18 protein-coding genes and 1 tRNA gene are annotated in these 17,155 nt (G+C 35.2%); 9 read left to right on the forward strand and 10 right to left on the reverse strand.

Features of this window, described 5'->3' with window-relative positions:
* Window positions 1–126: 126 nt before the first annotated feature.
* Together ACFFU9_RS14480 and ACFFU9_RS14485 are read left to right on the forward strand one after the other, a co-directional pair.
* Complete coding sequence (locus ACFFU9_RS14480) at window positions 127–918, forward strand: hypothetical protein (protein ID WP_379862198.1); 792 nt, start codon at window positions 127–129, stop codon at window positions 916–918.
* Between the two features lie 25 nt (window positions 919–943).
* Window positions 944–2,089 carry a thiol-activated cytolysin family protein gene (locus tag ACFFU9_RS14485; RefSeq protein ID WP_379862199.1) on the forward strand — a complete coding sequence of 382 codons (1,146 nt, stop codon included), beginning with the start codon at window positions 944–946 and terminating at the stop codon, window positions 2,087–2,089.
* A 576-nt stretch (window positions 2,090–2,665) separates the two neighbouring features.
* On the opposite strand, the gene ACFFU9_RS14490 is transcribed toward ACFFU9_RS14485, so the two are convergent.
* From ACFFU9_RS14490 to ACFFU9_RS14505, 4 genes are all read right to left on the reverse strand, one after another.
* On the reverse strand, window positions 2,666–2,953 hold the full coding sequence (locus ACFFU9_RS14490) for a Sec-independent protein translocase subunit TatA/TatB (RefSeq protein ID WP_379862359.1): 288 nt from the start codon (window positions 2,951–2,953) through the stop codon (window positions 2,666–2,668).
* Between the two features lie 75 nt (window positions 2,954–3,028).
* Window positions 3,029–5,326 (reverse strand): M1 family metallopeptidase, encoded by a 2,298-nt coding sequence (locus ACFFU9_RS14495; RefSeq protein WP_379862200.1) that lies wholly within the window; start codon window positions 5,324–5,326, stop codon window positions 3,029–3,031.
* A gap of 72 nt (window positions 5,327–5,398) precedes the next feature.
* Window positions 5,399–5,899 (reverse strand): DUF6702 family protein, encoded by a 501-nt coding sequence (locus ACFFU9_RS14500; protein WP_379862201.1) that lies wholly within the window; start codon window positions 5,897–5,899, stop codon window positions 5,399–5,401.
* 75 nt (window positions 5,900–5,974) lie between these two features.
* On the reverse strand, window positions 5,975–6,802 hold the full coding sequence (locus ACFFU9_RS14505) for a hypothetical protein (protein WP_379862202.1): 828 nt from the start codon (window positions 6,800–6,802) through the stop codon (window positions 5,975–5,977).
* A gap of 114 nt (window positions 6,803–6,916) precedes the next feature.
* Between ACFFU9_RS14505 and pepE the strand changes: the two genes are divergently transcribed.
* Window positions 6,917–7,624, forward strand: a complete 708-nt coding sequence (pepE, locus tag ACFFU9_RS14510) for a dipeptidase PepE (RefSeq protein ID WP_379862203.1) — start codon at window positions 6,917–6,919, stop codon at window positions 7,622–7,624.
* A 31-nt stretch (window positions 7,625–7,655) separates the two neighbouring features.
* Here pepE and ACFFU9_RS14515 read toward each other — a convergent pair.
* Both ACFFU9_RS14515 and ACFFU9_RS14520 read right to left on the reverse strand, forming a co-directional pair.
* Window positions 7,656–7,728: transfer RNA gene (locus ACFFU9_RS14515), tRNA-Gly, on the reverse strand.
* 48 nt (window positions 7,729–7,776) lie between these two features.
* A complete protein-coding gene (locus tag ACFFU9_RS14520) occupies window positions 7,777–8,202 on the reverse strand; it encodes a GNAT family N-acetyltransferase (protein WP_379862204.1) in 426 nt (141 codons plus the stop codon).
* A 94-nt stretch (window positions 8,203–8,296) separates the two neighbouring features.
* Between ACFFU9_RS14520 and ACFFU9_RS14525 the strand changes: the two genes are divergently transcribed.
* The 6 genes from ACFFU9_RS14525 to ACFFU9_RS14550 all read left to right on the forward strand — a co-directional run bounded on the left by ACFFU9_RS14525 (window position 8,297) and on the right by ACFFU9_RS14550 (window position 13,983).
* Window positions 8,297–8,737, forward strand: a complete 441-nt coding sequence (locus tag ACFFU9_RS14525; protein WP_379862205.1) for a GNAT family N-acetyltransferase — start codon at window positions 8,297–8,299, stop codon at window positions 8,735–8,737.
* Window positions 8,738–8,818: 81 nt separating this feature from the next.
* The gene (locus tag ACFFU9_RS14530; protein WP_379862206.1) at window positions 8,819–9,601 is read left to right on the forward strand and encodes a M48 family metalloprotease; all 783 of its coding nucleotides are present in this window, start codon (window positions 8,819–8,821) and stop codon (window positions 9,599–9,601) included.
* A gap of 213 nt (window positions 9,602–9,814) precedes the next feature.
* On the forward strand, window positions 9,815–11,332 hold the full coding sequence (gpmI, locus tag ACFFU9_RS14535) for a 2,3-bisphosphoglycerate-independent phosphoglycerate mutase (protein ID WP_379862207.1): 1,518 nt from the start codon (window positions 9,815–9,817) through the stop codon (window positions 11,330–11,332).
* A 28-nt stretch (window positions 11,333–11,360) separates the two neighbouring features.
* A complete protein-coding gene (locus tag ACFFU9_RS14540; RefSeq protein WP_379862360.1) occupies window positions 11,361–11,765 on the forward strand; it encodes a BT0820 family HAD-type phosphatase in 405 nt (134 codons plus the stop codon).
* A gap of 231 nt (window positions 11,766–11,996) precedes the next feature.
* The gene (map, locus tag ACFFU9_RS14545) at window positions 11,997–12,815 is read left to right on the forward strand and encodes a type I methionyl aminopeptidase (protein WP_379862208.1); all 819 of its coding nucleotides are present in this window, start codon (window positions 11,997–11,999) and stop codon (window positions 12,813–12,815) included.
* A 400-nt stretch (window positions 12,816–13,215) separates the two neighbouring features.
* The gene (locus ACFFU9_RS14550; protein ID WP_379862209.1) at window positions 13,216–13,983 is read left to right on the forward strand and encodes a class I SAM-dependent methyltransferase; all 768 of its coding nucleotides are present in this window, start codon (window positions 13,216–13,218) and stop codon (window positions 13,981–13,983) included.
* 34 nt (window positions 13,984–14,017) lie between these two features.
* Here ACFFU9_RS14550 and ACFFU9_RS14555 read toward each other — a convergent pair whose 3' ends face one another.
* The 4 genes from ACFFU9_RS14555 to ACFFU9_RS14570 all read right to left on the reverse strand — a co-directional run bounded on the left by ACFFU9_RS14555 (window position 14,018) and on the right by ACFFU9_RS14570 (window position 17,123).
* Window positions 14,018–15,091 carry an FAD:protein FMN transferase gene (locus tag ACFFU9_RS14555; RefSeq protein ID WP_379862210.1) on the reverse strand — a complete coding sequence of 358 codons (1,074 nt, stop codon included), beginning with the start codon at window positions 15,089–15,091 and terminating at the stop codon, window positions 14,018–14,020.
* A 5-nt stretch (window positions 15,092–15,096) separates the two neighbouring features.
* Window positions 15,097–15,474 carry a DUF8840 domain-containing protein gene (locus tag ACFFU9_RS14560; RefSeq protein WP_379862211.1) on the reverse strand — a complete coding sequence of 126 codons (378 nt, stop codon included), beginning with the start codon at window positions 15,472–15,474 and terminating at the stop codon, window positions 15,097–15,099.
* Window positions 15,475–15,586: 112 nt separating this feature from the next.
* Entirely contained in the window at window positions 15,587–16,471 is an 885-nt protein-coding gene (locus tag ACFFU9_RS14565; RefSeq protein ID WP_379862212.1) for a pirin family protein, read from the reverse strand.
* Between the two features lie 28 nt (window positions 16,472–16,499).
* Entirely contained in the window at window positions 16,500–17,123 is a 624-nt protein-coding gene (locus ACFFU9_RS14570; protein ID WP_379862213.1) for a trimeric intracellular cation channel family protein, read from the reverse strand.
* Between the last annotated feature and the right edge of the window lie 32 nt (window positions 17,124–17,155).

Raw genomic sequence — 17,155 nt, forward strand, 5'->3', positions numbered from 1 at the left:
TAATTTACATAAACTCCCAAAACCAGATAAAAGACCTATTATACTTTCATTTTATCGATTTTGTAAACTTTTTCTTTTTAAAATAAAATATATTCTTACATTTGATTTGAATTTAACCTTTTTGAAATGAAAAAAATCTTTCTCATTGTCCTTTTAGGATTTATTTTGTTTTCATGTTCCGAACCTGAAACTCCTATAGCGCCTTCGGATCCACTTGTTTTATTAAAATACAATCCTCCTGTTTTGGATTTTTATGGCACACCGAAGAAATCGGCAACCAATATTCAAGTTAATGATTATGTTAAAGTAAACTTTGAAATCACACATTTAGAATATGCCACTTTATTTGTAGCGACACCCGAAGGAAAGTCCGCAACTTTTCATGATTTATTAAATACAGACTATGAGTTATATATTCCGAGCATAATAGATTCTGGAAAATACCTTAAAGTAGAATCTTTAAACTTAAAAATGGGTGATAATATATTTTATATTAAACCCCTTGTTCCTGGCACCTTTCAAATTAAATTAGAGGACAAAACCAAAACTTATCATTTTGAAGCCCCTATTGTTTTCAATGCCGTAAAAATCATAACATCTTCTACTGTAGGTGTAGATAGCAATTGTGGTATTCATAAGTGGCGGCATAGAGATTTTTGGTTTAAGATGGATGGCGGAAATCAAACTTTCGATAACCTATTAGTTGATAAAAACGCCACGTTTACCTACTCTACTAACTATGATAACGACAGCTATTCTGGAGATTTTGAAGTAAACAAAAATCTAAAAATAATAAAAACCAGAAATAAGTGTGGTGACTATCCTAGCTTACCCAATAACATTTCTTCCATTACCATATATAAAACAATCGATAATCAAGCTGAGCCTATAGCCACGTATTATGATATTTCTATTTAACTATATTAAAAAACCCTACAAATCCATGAAACACCTAAAATTACCGGCAGCCATACTTTGTCTTTTCTTACTAATATTTTCAAGCTGTGATTCAGATGAATCGGAATTACAAAAAACTTCTGATTTAGAAAAGGTAAGCTTTGACTCTATGCCTACAAAAACGATCTCGAGCGAAAAAACAGGAGCATCGAAACTAAATCCCACCACGGGAAACACCGAATATGAATATTTAGAAAAAGTAGAAGAATCTAAAACAATAAACCCTTTACTTGTTTTCGATTCTTCACAATCCAACGACATCATCTACCCTGGAAGCATTTTAAGAGGGGCTTCTTTTGTAAAAGGTTCGTATGATCCTTTAGTTTTGAGCACGCCTTTTAATGATGTGACTTTATCTGTGGATTTAAAAGGAACAGGGTTTCCAGGTGCATTTACAACTAAACCCACCTTAAGTGCAATAAGAGGCACATTGAACAGCTTCTTATTTAATAATATCGGTGTTTATGACCCGAACGCAATTCCAGCAGACTACACTTATCAAAGCGATTCTATTTACTCGAGCAACACGTTTAGCAAATCCCTAAGTGTTCACGTGGAAGCCAATGTTCTTGCAGGAATGATTACTGCTAATTTCAACTATGCATCCAACACAAGTTCTGCCACATCAAAAAATTATGTAATGGTAAAGGTGTATCAAAAATTCTATAATGCCTCAATAGACCCTAAGTTTATAAGTACTTGGATTGGTGGCGACATTAAAGCCACTGAGTGCGGCTCTCACGAACCTCTTTATATTAGTAGCGTAGATTATGGTCGTATTGCCTATTTATTGATAGAGACCGATTTAAGTACCACTGAAATCACCAAAATGGTAAACGCCGCGGTTGGCGTTAAATTTCTACAATGGAGTGCTTCAACTGATGTTGCTTATAATGAAAAATTCACTTCACTATGGAGTTCTAACAACATTAAAGTAAAAGTTTTAGGAGGCCCCGCCGGAGTTATCACGAACTACAATGAGTTCATGGCCTTTATAAAAGCTCCAAGCACACAAGACCTTGTAAACACCTCTGTACCCATTGCTTATAAAGTAAGACGTCTATTAGACAATACACAAGTGGATGTTGTTGGTCGTTTTGAAAAAGAATACACCATTTATAAAACCAATTAATAATTCTAATGGAAATAGGAAACCATAGTCCCCTCATTTATAAAATTATGTTATAAATACTATCGTTTCAATTAATTGATTCATTACAAATTAAAAGGCTGCCTTAACATATTGGAGACAGCCTTTTTTTATTCTTTCTTAGCACGTATCGTTAAAAAAAAACGATTCCATTATGTATAACAGCTGTAAATTGTCTAAAACAAATCCGTGTTCTCAAACTATAGCACTAAAACTATAGCACTAAAACTATAGCACTAATAGATATGAAACACAAATTATAGCCAACTTAAACAAATTGAGCTTCGAAATTACACCTAGTATAACTATTTTAAACGAGAAAAACTAGAGTTTCTAAAACGCATCCAATCACCAAAAAACTCAATATAGATATTTAAGCACAGTAGAAAAATTTAAAACATTAAGCCTTTACTTGTATTTTGGATTCTGCCCAATATAACGAGATATTAATCTAAGAAGTATTTCGAGAAGGCCTTATTTTATCAGCTTATTTATTAAACAAACAATTTCCAAAAACTCAAAATAAAAAAAGCGCTACAATATCAAGATTAAAGACGTTTAAAGCTTACGCTTTACAGAACCGGTAAACCCTTCTAAATCATCTTTTACATCGTCCAAGTCTTTTTTAACATCATCTAGAAATGTGGTATCAATACCATTTTTATCGGCACTTTTCGTGATTTCATGTTTGATGTCGTTAGTAGCATCTTTAAGGGTTCGCATCCCTTTTCCTAAACCACGGGCTATTTCGGGCAACTTATCTGCACCAAAGACCATAATGGCAATAAATAGTATAAATGCTATTTCTGCTCCCGATATGAATAAAAATGTTGTTAGCTGTATCACCTTGCAAATATATGAAGTTGTTTTGTATCCATAATGAAAGCCCTTTAAAATAAATAGGCTCACATCATAAAATTTTTATTTTTTATTCTTAAATGCATCAAAAGCACTTGGTTTCTCTTGTTTGGGCCATGCGTTATTGGATAGGTCTACATCTGCTGTTTCCTGTTCTGGATCGATTATTATAGAAGTAATTTCTTTTTCTGAAGCGATAGCTTTAGTAACCTCCAAATCATTTAATCGCCATATTTCAGCAGGATAGGTTTCATTTTTAATAGTGCCATCTGCATAGGTATATTGGACGAGTACCGGCATTACCAATCCTCCTGGTTTTTCAAAAGTGATATTATAAAAATATTTTGGCGTTTTCATTTTAGCGCGCTCTTCTGGGGTAAAATTATCCATAAGGTATGTCTTTAAAGGTTTGGAGTTCTCAATAATAGTTCCTTCCCTCATTTTTTCATCAAACTCATCACTCTCTTCATCCACCATATAAACTAAAGGAACCAGATCCCTCATACGGATGCCTTTTTCTTTTACATAATCTTTAATAAATTGATTTGGTTCTGAGGACACATGGTGTTTTTTAACATCTTTTATGCCTATATCTACCCAATCTGTCGTATAAAACCAACCACGCCAAAACCAATCTAAATCTACTGCAGATGCATCTTCCATCGTTCTAAAGAAATCTTCTGGAGTGGGATGCTTAAACATCCAACGGTTGGCATAGGTTTTAAAGGCATAATCAAATAACTCACGCCCCATAACAGTTTCACGTAAAATATTAAGAGCCGTTGCAGGTTTCCCATAAGCATTTTGTCCAAATTGATGCGTATGCAACCCTTTACTCATTATTGGCGCTATAAAATCTTGGTCTCCCCCCATATATGGAACAATAAGCGGTGCCGGACCTCGTCGTGATGGAAATGTGGTATGTCCCTCGGAAAGTGCTTTTGGGTAAGAGGCTACGAAGTCTTGCTCTGCGAGGTATTGTAAAAAACTATTCAATCCCTCGTCCATCCAAGTCCATTGGCGTTCATCGCTATTAACAATCATAGGAAAAAAATTGTGTCCCACTTCATGGATAATTACGCCCATCATCCCATACTTTACACGATCATCGTATGTACCGTCTTCATTTGGACGCCCGTAATTCCAACAAATCATAGGATATTCCATCCCTTGATTTTTAGCATGTACAGAAACAGCCTTATGGTAAGGGTAATCAAAAGTCATTCTAGAATATGTTTTTAACGTACTGGCCACTACTTTTGTAGACCAGTCTTCCCATAATGGATTTCCTTCTTTTGGATACATGGAAACCGCCATAACATCTTTTTCCCCTATTTTTACTGCCATCATATCCCAAATGAATTTTCTAGAAGTGGCAAATCCGAAATCACGAACATTTTCTGCATAAAATTTCCAAGTCTTAGTATCGGTTGAAAATCCTTTTTCTGCAGCTTCAGCCTCCTCTTGCGTCACAATTAAAACAGGCGCTTCATAAGATTTTGTTGCAGCTTCAAAACGTTGCAACATGGTTTTAGAAAACACCTCTTTCCTATTCGTCAGTTTACCTGTAGCATCCATGATGTGGTCTGCAGGAACCGTTATATTTACCTCAAAATTCCCAAAAGGCAATGCAAACTCATCGCGACCCCAAAATTGCGAGTTTTGCCAGCCTTCAACATCATTGTAAACGGCCATTCTTGGGTGAAACTGAGCAATTACATAAGCTCTATTACCATCTTTTGGGAAATACTCATACCCTGAACGGCCTCTTTTTTCAACGTGATCATTAATATGATACCACCACTTCATATCGAATGAAAAAACCTCTCCAGATTTTAGGACTTTTGGCAATTCAACACGCATCATGGTATTATTAATCGTATATTCAAGCGGATTCCCTTTAACATCCTTAACTTCCTCTATATTAAATCCTCCATCAAAAGCTTCCTCCAAATATTCTGAAACAAATGCACTGGGGAGGTGAACAGGGTCAATTACATCGGCTTCAATCGAGGAAGATTTTGAATCTTTGGCCCGCATATTTTGATCGAGCTGCAACCAAAGATAACTTAAAGCATCTGGTGAATTATTTGTATAGGTTATGGTTTGATATCCCGATAGCTTAGCATTTTTATCGTCCAGTACTATATCCATTTTATAATCTGCTTGCTGTTGATAATAGGCTTGACCAGGCGCTCCAGACGCTGTTCTGAAGCTGTTTGGTGTTGCAAACTCCTGGTGCAACTGCCTAAATTTATTGGTATTTACATGTCCAGGCTTAGCTGCCACAGGTTCTTGAGCATAAGCACATGCAGATATACATACTATTAAAAAAAGAAAGTACTGGGATAAATTTTTCATAATGGATGTTTCACTATTTTTCGTAACAAAAAAGCATTCAAAAATAAAATTTAAAATGCTTTAATCTAGATTTCAATTAAACTTTAACAATGCTTTATCCTTTTGAGGAATAAGAATATAATTTTTTTGTTTGGAATTTATTTTGATTTTTATAATGTTTTGCTGCTCTTTAAACACATCGAACAAAATGGTATTGGAAACTTCAAATGAGGAAATGGATTCCACATTAACAACCTCAAAATAACAAATAATAAGACCCCTCTCGTATGCCTTACCAACAAACTCAAAGGGTACGCCTTCCCCATTAATCTTGATTTTAAATTTTTCATCTAAATAACGTTCTATATAAAGTGTGGCACTTTTGGGTTCTGCCTTACTAGATAATACGATAGACTCATCATATCGGGTGCGCAAAGCATTTTCAAAATCATCAATAAAAAACCTGGAGATTATTTGGACCGATTTCTTTTCCTGCACATATTCAATTTCGGTAACACTCACATAATATTTATGCACGGTTGCAAATGCAAAAAATGGCAATATACCTATAATAAGAAACTTTATGTGCTTCATTATGCTTTAACAACAATAATTTTACTGGCTAAAATACCTGATTTATATACTACATATATCGTTTGTAAAAATACATTATTCTTTTCTTGCCAAAAACATAACACTTTGTTTATTCAGCACATCTAAAAATGCCATCTCATTACCATAATTCAATAACGTATAATCAAAATCATTTGTTTGAACAAATCTTATAAACTCCTCTACTCTATGTTTTGGGATATTAAAATTATCAACCAAAAATTCAGATCCAAAGTAATATTTTATAGATTCTGAAGGCACATTGGGAATTTGTATGTGCGCTTTATCAACCGCACCCGAGCGGAATAACGGCAATAGCACCAAGTCTACCACATTTACAATATCAAGCCCGTTAATCATCGCCAAACGTTCCGGGTTCATTGCAACATTATGGCTACCATCTAGGGCCACAGTAGTTAATGCTGTAGCGTTCCTCCCCCTTGTATCCAACTTGTTTTTTGAAATTCCAAAATAAAACACATCAAGTTTAGGTTTGAACGTTTTTACATGTTTTATGTCTTGGCCTAGATTTCCTGTAAGATTATTATTGGACACCACAACCTCATCCAGCAAATGAATTTCCTCTATCAGGTAGATTTTCATGACACCCGATTCTATCACCGCTTGGTTTACGGTAAAACTCACATCTTGATATTGTAAGGCCTTCACCTCTATCGAGTCGTTTAGCTTCACCTGAATTACAAAATCCCCAGAAGCATCTGTAAAAACCATTGCGTTTGTCGTTTTATTCACAATAGGAATACCTTCCACATCACTTTTCTCCACAACAACCGTTCCTTTAGCTTCTATACGTTTAAAACTCTGAGCCATCGCTTGTAATCCAAAAAAAACCAAGCATATCGCCAATAGTATCTGTTTTTTCATATCCATAATTTTAATTTAAGATACTGTTTTTAAACTTAAAACACAAGTCTATTTCAAACGAAAACTGGTATCGAAAGCCTATTTCACTTATATTTACAAGAAAAGCCTTTTTCGATGAAAAATATTATTATAGCAAGCACCTCTACGCTTCATGGAAGCCCATATTTAGAATATCTTTTAGACGATTTAAATGTTTTTTTAGATGGCATTGACACTATCTTATTCATTCCATACGCCAGGCCGGGTGGCATTTCGCACGATGACTATGCAGAACACGCAAAAAAAGCATTTTCTAAAATCGACAAATCCCTTACAAGCATCCACACCTTCGATCATCCCAAAGTAGCGGTAAAAAAAGCAAAGGCTATTTTTGTTGGTGGTGGCAACACCTTTGTTCTATTAAATGAGCTACACAAAAACGATTTAATTGAAACAATAAAAGAAGCTGTTATAAGCGGCACCCCCTACCTAGGCACCAGTGCAGGCAGCAATATTTGCGGACTCACGATTAGAACCACAAACGACATGCCCATTGTTTATCCTAAAAATCTAAACGCGTTGGGCTTGGTACCGTTTAATATAAATCCGCATTATTTGGATCCTGATCCCAATACAGCACATATGGGAGAAAGCCGAGAGACCCGTATACAGGAATTCCATAAGTTTAACACACCACCCGTAATAGGACTTCGAGAAGGTAGTTGGCTAGAAGTGCATGAAAATAGTATTGTTTTAAAAGGAACTTTAACAGCGCGAATTTTTGAATACAACAAAATGCCTTATGAAATCGACCCTAATACGGATTTGGGAGTTTTGAAATAAAAAAAGCTTCATATTTCTATGAAGCTCTTTGAGCGGGAGACCAGGTTCGAACTGGCGACATTCAGCTTGGAAGGCTGACGCTCTACCAACTGAGCTACTCCCGCATTTACAAGTGCAAATATAAACACTATTTACACATTAGCAAGAAAAAATTAAAACTTCTTTAAAAAATGAAAACCCAGTATCTCAAAGCCTTCTTTGTAATAAAACTTATGTGACTGGATATTTGCAACATAGGTGTTCAATTCTGCTACCTCACAGTTTTTTTCTTTCGCATAATTTTGTAACCATTTAAAAAATTGCTGTCCGAGTCCTTTTTTTCTGTAACCATCCTCAATATACACATGATCAAGCTCCATGCTCCTGCCAGAATAATGCCTCGTACAGAACCACAATCCCGAAACCCCTATTAAGCGTTCGCCTTCATAAATACCAGCGCATTCATAATTTTGTTTAACCATTTCAGCAAAACGTATTTTTAAAACCGCTTCTGAAATAGGCTCTCTACCTAATTTTTGCACTAACGGAATTATAATATTTATATCTTTTTTATTTATAATTTTAAAAACAAATGACATACATTTATATTTTTGATGACGCTTTATTTACACCACCTATTATATTGCGAATTACTCAAATTTAGATGAATTATAGAGCATTTAATTTAAAAAAATGGCATATACAATAAAACCAATAGATGCAAAAGACACTCATGCCGTAAGACACCCTATACTACGAGCAGGAATGCCCCTAGAAGCATGTATATTTCCTGGAGACACCTTAGCGACCACAATTCATTTAGGAGTGTTTCTAAAAAAAGAAGTAATAGGCGTGGGTTCCTTTTTAAAAAATAAACACAGTGCCTTTCCAGAAAACAAACAATACCAACTTCGGGGCATGGCCATATTAAAAGCATTTCAAAAAAAACATTTAGGAAAAATGCTTCTAGAATATGCCGAAAACAAATTAAGAGAAACAGATGCCCAAATCTTATGGTGCCATGCCAGAGAAGACGCTATAGCTTTTTATAAAAAAAATGGGTTTACACCCCTAGGCGATCCTTTTTTTATTCAATCTGCCGGCATACATCTTGTTATGTACAAATACCTTTAAATTAAACTGTTTTAACGCATAAAACAGTTTTGACAAATAGTATCCAAATTGTTGCAAATTTAGAATACCAATAACGTTATTATGAGAAGTAGTAAATTTAAAATCAGATTAATAATAGGGCTTGCCATTGTGGCTTTTGCTTTCATAAAACGTTGCAGTAGCAAAGAGACCAATCCGTATACGGGCCGTGAGCAGACCATAAACATGTCTTCAGAACAAGAAATTGCTATTGGCTTACAAAGTGCACCTCAAATAGCCCAACAGTACGGTGGCTTACACCCTAACACCCAATATCAAGCTTTGGTAGACCAAGTTGGCAATAAGCTCGTAAACAATAGCGTAGCGAAAGACACACCGTATAAATATGAGTTTCACTTGTTAGCAGACGAAACCACTATAAATGCTTTCGCGCTTCCCGGCGGACAAATATTTATTACCCAAGCGCTATTTTCAAAATTAGAGAACGAAGACCAGCTCGCTGGTGTTTTAGGGCATGAAATCGGACATGTGCTGGGTAGGCATTCTGCAGAACGCCTTGCAGAAAGTGATTTTTGGCAAACGGTGAGCACAGGTGCTTCTGTTGGCGCAGATATGGGAGAGTTTGTTAACGGCATTGGCCAACAAACCCTACTAAAAAACGGCCGTGGTGACGAATTGGAAAGCGACGACCTAGGCGTATTGTTCATGATACGTGCTGGTTATGATCCAGAACAAATGATTGGTGTTATGAAAATATTAAAAGCCGCAGCTGGCTCCAATACAGTTCCTGAATTTCAAAGCACACATCCAGATCCAGAAAACAGAATTGAAAAGATTCGGGAGTCTATTAGAAAATACAAAACTTCTGAAAACACGACCTTTTAAAATTGTTTTTCATTATCAAAATAATGAGATACAAGCCCATGTCCCATTATCCTTATTCTATCAGATCAAAACCGTTTTAAAAAACCTTTAAACAAACATTCATTGTCTATAAATTAGCAAGAAAGTGTTAAAATCCAGTTTTTTTTAAAGGTCCTTTTTGAGTCTTTCTTAGTAAACTTCTTTATCTTTGAAGTCTACTAAAATAGAATAAAAATGAATAAAAAAGCCATACTCATGATTCTAGACGGTTGGGGAAAATCTCCAGACCCAAAAGTTTCAGCAATCGATAATGCAAACACGCCTTTTATAGATTCTCTTTACACAAAATACCCTAGTGCCAGCTTACGAACCGATGGGCTTCACGTAGGCTTACCTGAAGGCCAAATGGGAAATAGCGAAGTTGGCCACATGAACCTTGGTGCAGGTCGCATTGTGTATCAAGATTTGGTAAAAGTAAACTTAGCTGTTGAAAACAAAACGCTTCATGATGAAAAAGTGTTGGTAGATGCTTTTGATTATGCCAAAAAGAATAATAAAGATGTCCATTTCTTAGGATTGTTGAGCGATGGTGGTGTACACTCCCACATCAACCATTTAATTGGGCTCGTGGAAGCTGCAAATGATTTCGGCTTAAAAAACACTTATATCCATGCTTTTACAGATGGGCGCGATGTGGACCCAAAATCTGGAAAAGGATTTGTCGCACAACTCAACCAGCATTTAATAGATACACCAACAAAACTAGCTACAATAACCGGACGCTACTATGCAATGGACCGTGATAAACGCTGGGAACGTGTAAAACTGACTTACGATGCTTTGGTAAAAGGTATTGGAGAGGCTTCTAAAGACATTAACCAGTCCATTCAAAATAATTATGATCTTGACGTTACCGATGAGTTTATAAAACCTATCATCCACGTTGATGAAAAGGGACAACCTCTTACCACTATTAAAAACGGTGATGTTATTATATTTTTCAATTTTAGAACAGATCGTGGTCGCGAATTAACCGAAGTTCTTTCGCAAGTAGATTTCCCAGAGCATAACATGCACAAATTGGACCTCTACTATGTAACCTTGACCAACTACAACGATACTTATAAAAACATTAATGTTATATTTAACAAAGACAACCTAACAGAAACCTTAGGTGAAGTGCTGGAAAAAAACAATAAAACACAAATACGTATTGCAGAAACAGAGAAATATCCGCATGTTACTTTTTTCTTCTCAGGAGGAAGAGAAGAAGCCTTTAAAGGAGAGTCCCGTATTTTAAGAAACTCGCCTAAAGTAGCCACTTACGATTTAAAGCCCGAAATGAGTGCTTACGAATTAAAAGATGCTTTAATTCCTGAATTACAAAAAGGTGAGGTCGATTTTGTTTGTCTTAATTTTGCCAACGGCGACATGGTTGGCCATACCGGCGTTATGGAAGCTGCAATTAAAGCTTGCGAAGCTGTAGATGCCTGTGTAAAAGAAGTGGTTACCACAGCCTTAGAAAACGGATACACAACCTTACTTATTGCCGATCACGGTAACTGTGAAACCATGATCAATCCAGATGGTTCGCCAAATACGGCACATACAACTAATCCTGTTCCTATTATTTTAATTGATAAGGACTTAAAAGCTATAAAAGATGGTGTATTGGGTGATATCGCACCTACAGTCCTTAAGCTTTTAGGGGTTGAACAACCTGCAGCCATGACCAGACATAGTTTAATTTAATAGCATCTATTTGAATTCTCACACCCCTATAAACTTCAACGAAGTGCTTACCATTGCTGTAGATTTTGATGGAACTATCGTTGAAGATGCATACCCTAAAATAGGTAAACCGATGCTTTTTGCTTTTGAAACATTAAAAATGCTTCAACAGAAAGGGCATCGGCTTATTTTATGGACCTATAGATATGGTGAACGGCTGGAAGAAGCGGTAAACTTCTGCAAAAGCCATGGCATCATTTTTTATGCTGTAAACCAAAGCTTTCCAGAAGAACCCTATAATGAGCATATAAGTAGAAAAATTAATGCTGATCTCTTTATAGATGATAGAAACGTAGGAGGCTTTTTAGGTTGGGGAGAAACTTATCAAATTATTACCAACTCAAAACCAAAACATTTAGAGAGAAAAAAAAGCTTTTTTGATATTTTTAAATAATTTTGCTGTATGAACACACGCTCTCTAAAGCTTAGCTCTTTAATTTATATCACAATGCTTTCCCTACAAGTACCATATAAAAAATTAATAGCTTTTAGTAATAGATATCAAACATCTTAACTTATATAAAAAGACTTGTTTAAAGTGTGGGCTAACGTTTTTAATACCATGTTAATTAAAATTTTAAACGCTTTGTAGCTATTTTAATAGCTTTGTAAATATTTTCAAATTATGATTATAATAAAAACCCAAGAAGAAATTGAATTGATGCGTGAAAGTGCCTTAATCGTATCAAAAACCTTAGGCGTATTGGCCAAAGAAGTAAAACCAGGCGTAACCACGCTTCAGTTAGATAAAATTGCTGAAGAATACATAAGAGATCATGGTGCTATTCCAGGTTTTTTAGGCTTATATGATTTTCCTAACACCTTATGCATGAGCCCAAACAACCAAGTAGTTCATGGCTTTCCTACAAAAGAGCCTTTAAAAGAAGGAGATATTATTTCTATAGATTGTGGAGCCTTGAAAAATGGTTTTTATGGCGATCACGCTTATACCTTTGCTGTTGGTGAAATTGATCCCGAAACCGAAAAATTATTACAGATTACCAAAGAATCTTTATATAAGGGCATTAGAGAATTTAAATTAGGAAACCGTGTTGGTGATGTAGGTTATGCCATTCAGAAGTACTGTGAAGATCATGGCTATGGTGTTGTTAGAGAGTTGGTAGGCCATGGATTGGGCAGCAAAATGCACGAAGATCCTGAAATGCCCAATTATGGCAAGCGGGGTCGTGGCAAAAAATTTATAGAAGGCATGGTTGTGGCTATAGAACCTATGATTAATATGGGCACCCACCGCATAAAGCAACACAATGACGGCTGGACCATTACAACCTTAGACAATAAGCCCTCTGCACATTTTGAACATGATGTCGCTTTAGTAGACGGAAAACCAGAATTACTTTCTACTTTTGCATATATTTATGAAGCACTAGGTATTGTTTCTAATGAAGAAGATGAGTTTCGTAAAGAGCCTTTCTCTCTTTAAATATGAAAACCTAGATTTCACAGATGTTCACGAATAGCTTTCTCTTAAATTAAAAATTTATCAGAATTATGAGCAAGCTACGTCTCCATGTAGAAGCTTATAAAACCAATAAGTTATCTACGGATATCTATCATGAACTATATACAAAGCTTTGGTGGAGTAGAATATGGAGATATACCGGAAATTAAGGTGTTTAAATACTATTATTATATAGTCGAGATAAGCGAAATTTAATATAAAAATATCTTGAAAACAAAAGCTATAAATTGTTTTACTGGTTTACACATAAAATATACTTTTAACTATTGCGATATAAAACTGGAGCTTTTAATACATTTTGGATAAAATAGTTTAAAATATAAATGAGTCACCTTTTAAGAATCTGTTTAAATCTAAACCTGTGTCGAAATCCTTCTTTAAAACAATACTAAACACCGTTCCAAGACCAATACTCATCAGGTTAAGCTACATGGCGCGCCCTGTTTTAGCTTTCTTTTTAAAAGGAGACACATTTACAGACCCCATCGATGGCAAAAAATTTAAACGGTTTTTGCCCTACGGTTATGAAAATCAGCGCCAGAACGTTCTATCCCCTTCTACTCTTTCCTTAGAGCGGCACAGGCTGCTTTGGCTCTATTTAAAACGAGAAACCCATTTCTTTACTGCGCCATTAAAAGTATTACATTTTGCCCCAGAGCAGGCTTTCTATAAGCGTTTTAGGAAGATGCAAAATCTAGATTATGTAACAACAGATTTAAACTCCCCTTTAGCTGATGTAAAAGCAGATATTTGCAACCTGCCTTTTAAAGACAACTCTTTTGATGTGATATTTTGCAACCATGTCTTAGAGCATATTCCTGATGACACCAAAGCCATGCAAGAACTCTACAGGGTTTTAAAAGTTGGCGGTATGGGCATATTTCAAATCCCTCAAGATTTATCTAGAGCTAAAACATTTGAAGACCATACCATTACAGACAAAAAAGAACGGGCGAAAATATTTGGGCAATACGATCATGTTAGAGTTTACGGTCGTGACTATTTTGATAAGCTAAGCAGCATAGGGTTTAAAGTTAACGCTGTAGACTATACCGCAACATACTCCCAAGAAGAGCTTATTAGATATTGCTTAGCAGCAAACGAAATCATCCCCGTTTGCTATAAATAATAGAAATAAAATTAAAAGATAAACCTCTTAAAAATCATTCCGTAGGAAAGCCATTTAGCGACAATGTTTCCAATTCTTTTGCATCATTTTCGTAAATCAAATATACTTTAAGCTTAGGCTGCGACTTCAAAAATGTTTCTATTCTAGCAATGCCCATCGTTTTAAAAGCAGTGGCGTAAGCATCTGCTATCATACAGTTTTCCGCAATAACAGAAATGCTTAGTAAGTTTGTTTTACTAGGATACCCAGTTTGCGGATCTATAATATGAGAAAACCGATTACCGTTTTCATCGATTTTAAATTTTCTATACGTTCCTGAAGTGGCCATCCCTTCATCTTTTAAAGCAATAATATTATGAATGGATTGTAGGCCATCAAAATTCGGGTCTTCTACACCAACTTTCCAAGTGTTTTGCTTTTCTTTATTAATACCTCTAACATATAACTCACCGCCAATATCCACTAAAAAATTTTCTATGTTTTTATTGGAAAGAAACTGGCTTATAACATCGACAGCATACCCTTTTGCTATAGCATTAAAATCTAAAAAAGTACCTTCTGGTTTTATAATTTTATTGGCTTCTCTATGCACCTTATCAAAACCAACAGACCACATTAAGCTATCTATTTTAAGGCTATCCAGATTGGAAATACGATTTTCAGGCCCAAAATCCCAAGCGTTTACAATAGCTCCTATAGTGGGGTCAAAAGCGCCCTCTGTTTGATGGTAGATTGCTTTTGAAGCCTCGAATACCTTTATAAAATGTGCGTCGATTGTTGTAGGTTCATTTCTATTTAATTTAGAAATATCGGAATTGTCTTGATAGGTTGACAGCGATTTATTTATCACGTAAAATAAACTATCAAACTGCTTTTGGTAATTCACATCAGCATCATATATAATAGAATAACTGGTGCCAAAAACAGACCCTGATAATTTTGTATTTAACCTAGTCTCTTTTTTACAGGAAAGTACAATTATAAATAGAGTAAATAAAAACACGATTGAATTAAAGCGAGAATAAGCCGACTTCTTATTACAGCAAGTCCCCCTATCTAAAGAATTTAAACCAAACTTGCTTTGTTCTTTGTTATTTTTAAATTCCATGTTTTTTAATTCAAATTTGTTTCTAAAACCTGAATACCATTGTATTCCAATAAGTATTCTTCATTTAAATAGATAGGCTGTTTCTCATCATTTATATTGCCTAAGCCCACACCCGCATATAAAACCTTTGCATCATTTTCAAAAGCATGTTTTTTAAATGTTTCCATCCAAACCACATCATAGTTATTGGGGTTTTCAGGCAAGATTACAGCCCGAACAATAACAAAAAAATATTGTTTATTTTTATCGATACAAACGAATTGCGGATGTTTTTTTAGCTTACTATTTATAGCAATAAATTCAAAGCCACGTTGCTCTAAATCTTTTCCAACGTGGTTCATAGCTAAATTATGAAGTTCTTGTTTATTAAGTGCTCTGCTCATTTAAACAAAATTAAAACAATTGTTTAAATTGATGGTGACATTTTGAAATTGTTTCGATGTATTAAATATAATGCTATTAAAAAACCTTAAAACAAGATTTCTGTAGAAGGTTTTATTTTCTATTGAAAATTGGATAAGGAATAAACTCTACAGCATCTCCTTCAATTTTAGGAAACGATTGCGTCTCCCATTTTTCCTTGGCTTGGGCAATTAAATCTTTGCTTGAAGAGACAAAGTTCCAATCGATAAAACGTTCTTCAGGAAAAGGCTCACCTCCATATATATATATCGTACTGTTTTCTTGAATGGTAAATTCGCAAAGTGTGCTGTCTTTTGCCACCAAAAGTTGTTTAGGCTCATAAATATGCCCTTCACTTTCAATTGCACCTTTAAGAATATATAAACCTGCTTCGCCAAAAAGTTCATTCCCTATATTTATAACCTGTTTTGTTTTGCTTTTTATTTCTAGCATAAACAGCTTACTAAAAACAGGAACAGGCGATGTTCTGCCAAAAGCTTCTCCAGCAACCAGTTTAAACTGAACGTCGCCCTCTGTCCAACTAGGAATTTCTCTTTCCTCAATATGGGAGAACGATGGCTCCATTTGCTCTAGATGTTTTGGTAAGGCCACCCAAATTTGTAAACCGTGCATAAATAATGGCGAATCTCGTAAATAGTCTGGCGTGCGTTCGGAATGTACTATGCCTTTTCCTGCCGTCATCCAATTGACTGCGCCTGGTTTTATCTCAACTTCATTACCAAGTGCATCACGATGCATGATACTGCCCTCAAATAAGAAAGTAAGTGTAGAAAGCCCAATATGAGGGTGAGGCAATACATCAAAATTTTCACGTTCGTTTAACTTAACAGGCCCCATATGATCAATATAAATAAAAGGACCGACCATTCTTTTTTGTCTGAATGGCAATAAACGACCCACCATAAATTTCCCAATATTAGCGGCTCTTTCCTCTATAATTAATTTGATGTTTGACATGGCGTATACGTTTTAAAATTATAATAAATTATGATGATGGTTTCCGAGTTTTCCAAATTCTAGGCAAATGCCAGTTAAATTTAACGGATAATAATCGAAATACAACAATAGTAACAAGACAAGTAATTTCAACAGGTATTTTGGGAACATCTAATTTAAGTAAAATAAAAAAAACAGCACCCCCTAAAATACATGTGGTTGCATAAATTTCTTTTTGAAAAATTAATGGAATGTTACTTAAAGAAATATCCCTAATTACACCTCCAAAACACGCTGTAATGGTTCCAAGAGCAACACAACTTACAGGATGCATGTTTAACGACATTCCGGTTTGAATCCCCACTAAGGTAAAAAAACCAAGCCCTATTGAATCGAAAAACAATAATACATTATGATAATTACTTATTAATGACCTAAATGACAAGCCCACAATGGTACTAACTAGAACCACAAATCCAGCACTAAATTCAAACAACCATTTAACAGGAACTTCTCCTATCAAAACATCGCGTAAAGTTCCGCCACCCAATGCTGTAACAAAGGCAATTATAAACGTGCCAAAAATATCTAGCCTTTTTTTCATAGCGGCAAAAGTACCTGCAATACTAAAAGCCGCTGTTCCTATTATTTCAATAGTTCTAAGAGATTCCATTACTCAGTTATTTTTTGAGATAAGTTGTCCAA

This window comes from Mariniflexile ostreae (assembly GCF_042427585.1).
GTDB classification, from domain to species: domain Bacteria; phylum Bacteroidota; class Bacteroidia; order Flavobacteriales; family Flavobacteriaceae; genus Pseudalgibacter; species Pseudalgibacter ostreae.

What these genes read in the sequence shown, in the direction of transcription:
- ACFFU9_RS14480 (WP_379862198.1), top strand. Translation starts at nt 127, where the DNA reads ATGAAAAAAATCTTTCTCATTGTCCTTTTAGGATTTATTTTGTTTTCA.
- ACFFU9_RS14485 (WP_379862199.1), top strand. Translation starts at nt 944, where the DNA reads ATGAAACACCTAAAATTACCGGCAGCCATACTTTGTCTTTTCTTACTA.
- ACFFU9_RS14495 (WP_379862200.1), bottom strand. Translation starts at nt 5,326, where the DNA reads ATGAAAAATTTATCCCAGTACTTTCTTTTTTTAATAGTATGTATATCT.
- ACFFU9_RS14500 (WP_379862201.1), bottom strand. Translation starts at nt 5,899, where the DNA reads ATGAAGCACATAAAGTTTCTTATTATAGGTATATTGCCATTTTTTGCA.
- ACFFU9_RS14505 (WP_379862202.1), bottom strand. Translation starts at nt 6,802, where the DNA reads ATGAAAAAACAGATACTATTGGCGATATGCTTGGTTTTTTTTGGATTA.
- pepE (WP_379862203.1), top strand. Translation starts at nt 6,917, where the DNA reads ATGAAAAATATTATTATAGCAAGCACCTCTACGCTTCATGGAAGCCCA.
- ACFFU9_RS14520 (WP_379862204.1), bottom strand. Translation starts at nt 8,202, where the DNA reads ATGTCATTTGTTTTTAAAATTATAAATAAAAAAGATATAAATATTATA.
- ACFFU9_RS14525 (WP_379862205.1), top strand. Translation starts at nt 8,297, where the DNA reads ATGGCATATACAATAAAACCAATAGATGCAAAAGACACTCATGCCGTA.
- ACFFU9_RS14530 (WP_379862206.1), top strand. Translation starts at nt 8,819, where the DNA reads ATGAGAAGTAGTAAATTTAAAATCAGATTAATAATAGGGCTTGCCATT.
- gpmI (WP_379862207.1), top strand. Translation starts at nt 9,815, where the DNA reads ATGAATAAAAAAGCCATACTCATGATTCTAGACGGTTGGGGAAAATCT.
- map (WP_379862208.1), top strand. Translation starts at nt 11,997, where the DNA reads ATGATTATAATAAAAACCCAAGAAGAAATTGAATTGATGCGTGAAAGT.
- ACFFU9_RS14555 (WP_379862210.1), bottom strand. Translation starts at nt 15,091, where the DNA reads ATGGAATTTAAAAATAACAAAGAACAAAGCAAGTTTGGTTTAAATTCT.
- ACFFU9_RS14560 (WP_379862211.1), bottom strand. Translation starts at nt 15,474, where the DNA reads ATGAGCAGAGCACTTAATAAACAAGAACTTCATAATTTAGCTATGAAC.
- ACFFU9_RS14565 (WP_379862212.1), bottom strand. Translation starts at nt 16,471, where the DNA reads ATGTCAAACATCAAATTAATTATAGAGGAAAGAGCCGCTAATATTGGG.
- ACFFU9_RS14570 (WP_379862213.1), bottom strand. Translation starts at nt 17,123, where the DNA reads ATGGAATCTCTTAGAACTATTGAAATAATAGGAACAGCGGCTTTTAGT.